Source organism: Vibrio sagamiensis NBRC 104589, assembly GCF_007990935.1.
GTDB lineage: Bacteria > Pseudomonadota > Gammaproteobacteria > Enterobacterales > Vibrionaceae > Vibrio > Vibrio sagamiensis.
Genome location: NZ_BJXJ01000086.1, coordinates 1 through 4,002, shown reverse-complemented (window position 1 = coordinate 4,002; position 4,002 = coordinate 1). Strand labels below are relative to the sequence as shown.

The 4,002-nt window shown below is 34.3% G+C and carries 6 protein-coding genes; 2 read left to right on the top strand and 4 right to left on the bottom strand.

Going from position 1 to position 4,002, the window contains the following annotated elements; translation table 11 throughout:
- Positions 1–139: 139 nt before the first annotated feature.
- Positions 140–361, bottom strand: a complete 222-nt coding sequence (locus VSA01S_RS20610) for an Ogr/Delta-like zinc finger protein (protein WP_371860814.1) — start codon at positions 359–361, stop codon at positions 140–142.
- A gap of 354 nt (positions 362–715) precedes the next feature.
- On the opposite strand from VSA01S_RS20610, the gene VSA01S_RS19310 reads away from it, so the two are divergent.
- A complete protein-coding gene (locus tag VSA01S_RS19310; protein WP_050567503.1) occupies positions 716–1,117 on the top strand; it encodes a hypothetical protein in 402 nt (133 codons plus the stop codon).
- A 382-nt stretch (positions 1,118–1,499) separates the two neighbouring features.
- Here VSA01S_RS19310 and VSA01S_RS19305 read toward each other — a convergent pair whose 3' ends face one another.
- Positions 1,500–1,862, bottom strand: coding sequence for a hypothetical protein (locus VSA01S_RS19305; protein WP_039983844.1), 363 nt, complete (start codon positions 1,860–1,862; stop codon positions 1,500–1,502).
- 54 nt (positions 1,863–1,916) lie between these two features.
- Positions 1,917–2,252 carry a hypothetical protein gene (locus VSA01S_RS19300; protein ID WP_039983846.1) on the bottom strand — a complete coding sequence of 112 codons (336 nt, stop codon included), beginning with the start codon at positions 2,250–2,252 and terminating at the stop codon, positions 1,917–1,919.
- A 474-nt stretch (positions 2,253–2,726) separates the two neighbouring features.
- On the opposite strand from VSA01S_RS19300, the gene VSA01S_RS19295 reads away from it, so the two are divergent.
- Positions 2,727–3,116: a TetR/AcrR family transcriptional regulator gene (locus tag VSA01S_RS19295; protein WP_039983773.1), complete on the top strand. Its 390-nt coding sequence runs from the start codon at positions 2,727–2,729 to the stop codon at positions 3,114–3,116.
- Positions 3,117–3,215: 99 nt separating this feature from the next.
- Here the strand turns inward: VSA01S_RS19295 and VSA01S_RS19290 are convergent, their stop codons facing one another.
- Positions 3,216–3,539 (bottom strand): hypothetical protein, encoded by a 324-nt coding sequence (locus VSA01S_RS19290; protein ID WP_039983772.1) that lies wholly within the window; start codon positions 3,537–3,539, stop codon positions 3,216–3,218.
- Positions 3,540–4,002 lie beyond the last annotated feature (463 nt).

Genomic DNA, 4,002 nt, shown 5'->3' with positions numbered 1-4,002 from the left:
CCTAAAAAGATATAATTCTCGCTAGGAAACTGTATGTATATACACTTTCATGCTTATGTCATCATAAGGAGGGCTTGTCATGTCTAATAAAAACCAACTTTTTCAACAAGCATTAGAGTTAATCGTAGATGGGGTCGCGTTAAGTACCGAACTTGAGAGCAGGGCAAAGGTCGGTGTGTATTTGATGGGATTGGTGATTGCAGACAATCAAGGCGAGCTTGATAGCAATAAGATAGAGGCCATGAAGATGATCATTCATCACGAACGTATGGCCGCATTCAGGGTCGCTGCAGCTCGTTGAAATGCGGTTTGTTTTTTGTATACGGGCTTTCTCGCCACACTCCTGGTAAATTACTCTCATATAACACCGTAAACCTATCAAAATGATAAGCCCATGGCACTAAATTATGGTGAGGATTTATACAGTTCGATTGTTCTGTTCTACGAAAAGAGAGGGAGGTGTAACCTAACGTTGCGCTATTAATCTCTGCTTCATAAGCCATCGAACCTTTAGGGAAAATACTTTTTTATCACTCATTATCTAGCCACCTAAATTAAAAATGATCTGTGACTCTAAGAGCACTAGAAAAAATTGACCTAAATACATAGTGATTTTTACTAAATCATTGCGGTTGTGAAGGACCTCACACCTTATGCGCTCAGATAATTAAGACAATTATTATATATTCAAAAGTGGATGAATAAGGGTGATTTAATGAGTCAAATTAAGGTTTTTTATCAACATAGAGAAGGCGGTACTGAGCTTGTTAATCATGAAAGGGATCTAAAATTTCATCGTGAAGCTTGTGAAACTATCGACAACTACCCTTGGGCAAAAGAATTGGAATTGTTTGATGAGCTGGGTGAGGGCGGCGGCTTTTATTTCATGCTAGGCGATATGAATAACAAGTATGCATCATATCTATTTACACCAGTTGAAAATGACAGAGGCTGGTTGCATTTGGAAGTCGTTTCTAATCCTGGTTTTCTTGGAATCTTTGGCCGAAAGTCTCTTTCGCTAGATTTTAAGTTTGTTTCAATATCAGAGGCTAAACACCATATCAAAGAATTGTTTGAATACTCTATTGATTCATTATACAAAAAATATAGGAAGTAAAATCCCTAATAATATCCATTTTGAATTGTTTTTCCAGACAGCCACCGATTACGGTGGCTTTTTTGTGTCTGCGACACAGCCCCACCGAAAGCACACCTAACCCACGGAAAACGCACTCCTCCTCCCCACCTGCGACGTTTTCGATCTCATTTTTTCGCAATTCTATTTCAGCGAAACGCTGCTAGCGTGGTAGAGGGCAAAAAACCTGTTAGTAAAAGGTAAGAATCGGGTCATACTGACCAGATTTTATGTCGGAAAAGTACTTTAATTCATATTGAAGATTAAAAATTATTGGTAAATGTATAAATAAAAAGAGTGGGTATAAGCCACTCTTTATATTTGTAGATTATTTTACATTATATTGAACGTTTTTCTTTGAAAATTAGAAACTAATACCGCACTTATCAACTGTTCTAATTATCAATTCACGGGTATTCATTTCGTTAAGGCCTACAGAAGCCCCCCAAAGGAATATTGTTGAAGCGTCAATGTCGTAATCCAGTTGTATTTGGCTAAATATAATATCGCCAGGTGCCCATACTTGATTGATATTATCAAGGTCACGTTGTAGCTGAGTGCATTCAGTTTTATCTTGGCATTTGTCTACGTGATAGACTAAGAAACTATATAAATCGGAGTAACTATATTTTACACATTCCTGAAATTGTTCTTGTGCATCATATGCACTGGCAGATAATGGAGATAATAAAATCATAGAAGTGGTAATTGCTGTTAGAAATTTCATGGTTTTCCTATTTAATAAATTTTCCCAGTAAAAGCCTAATTTTATTTCGGGTAACTACTTTTTATGTGGTAAACAATTTGCAACTAACATGATAGTAGTCTCTAATACTGTAGGTTGCCTGTAGTCAAAATCATGACCGAAATCTAAGTTTAATCTGAAATATATATCATAAACTTTAGGTAGGGTTGATCTAAAAGTATCTGCCATAATTAATAACCTTTCTGGATTTTCTTCCAATTCATTAAGTTGTCTATCTACACATCGGGTAATATTTAAGTTGGCAGCTTTTTCAATTAATAATTTATCTTGCTCATTTAATTTCGTTGTATTGGCAATAGCACCCGTAGAAGAAAAAATAAGTGTAGCCAGTAAAGTCGTTGCTAGTTTCATTTTTTAAAAGTCCATTAATCTATTTTTTATTTGTAATATTCCTAAAAACTCAGGAATAATGACAAATTTATACTAGTCATAAAATGAAAAAATGCAGGAAAAACTTTCTCTAAACATACGTTTTTTGATCTATAAATCATCTTTATGTAATTGTTGTTTTTGAAAATAAATTGATATTTTAGGTAACCTGAAAGAATATATTTAATTAACTAAATTAAAGATATTGACGACAGTATCTTATATATCCTAATTCGTCACCCAAAGTATGAATACATCACCAAAAACGCACTCCTCCTCCCCACCTGCGACGTTTTTGATCTCGTTTTTTCGCAACTTTTATTCAGTGCAATTAGGTTATCCACGGAAGGCGCTAAGCTACCGCGAGCTCTTGAAATGTACCCAAAGTGGTGTCAAAGTTAAAGGATATCTATATTCTAAAAAAACGGTTTACCCTTTAGAATAAGAGAGTTAACTATGAAAATGTATTTTGTTTGGAAATTTGAATTTGGTACAAGAATAACTCCTTATAGTTATTGTGATACTCCAGCATTTAAAGACTGCGACGCTTTAGGGGGAGTTTTATTTGACGATGGTGGTTTGGGGCTTGAGGAAGTGATCGAAAGGACCAAAAATGAAATTGAAGAGACTAAGAAAGTTATTGAAGGCCAAATTGATAGAGGAGAGATACATACTGAAACATTTTATGCAGAGATTGGTAGAGAGCGTACGGAAGTCTCTTTCAATTTTGATGTTTCCTGCAATCAATTTATCTCGACAACGATCTTTTTAAAAATTCTTATAGAATGGTATGAGTTTATCCAACTTCCTCCTCAAAAAGATGTCACTAAAATAGTCGAAGTTTAAGTGAAAACTTGAAAGTAATTTACTCAAAATGTGACTAAAATAATAAATAAAAAGGAATGGTTTTCAAACCAATCCTTTGGTAAATATAAGTAATGTAGATTATTCCCCATGTGCACAATATGCCATTAACAACAGTGTTAAATCGTTATTGGTCATGCCATGTTGATTTCTATCTAAGTTTAAGCTGTTATCAATCTGTACTGAAAGTGCATTTTTTGTCATATCTAAGTAATCTTTAATTTGAGTCATGCCTCTATAGTCATTATTTGAAGTTAAGTCACTTAGGTTTGATTCTAGACACTCTTGCATTTTGAACATTGTTTCTATTCGAAAAAACTTTTCATTGTTTTCTGTTACTGTTGTTGCGCTGGCAATATTACCTGCTGCAGAAAAAAGAAGAGTAGCAAGTATCATTTTTTTCATTTTCAATAGCCTTGTTATGCTTTAATTTATCACTTATAAAAATGATAAGTTGAATATTAATGATTCTGTAGGGTAAAACCCATTAAAATTAAATTAATAAAATCACGCAATTGTTATTTATTTTTTAATTTAGAAAATGTGATTATTGTTCAGGAATTTTTATTTGAACAATAAATTAGAATTTGATGGAAGAAATTGAAATATGTTTCATTGATACATCTAAATAAGTGTAACACTAGTTTAATAACTACCAGTAAACCCACCAAAAGTACGAGTGCACCACGGAAAATGCACTCCTCCTCCCCACCTGCGACGTTTTTGATCTCGTTTTTTCGCAACTTTTATCAGTGCAATTAAGTTATCCAGGGAAGGCACTAGCCTGCCGTGAGCCCTTTAGGAATCACGGGGGATAGGGGATAGTTGAGGCGCTAAGAATGGCTTACAGGGGCTTGTTGCAAAAATT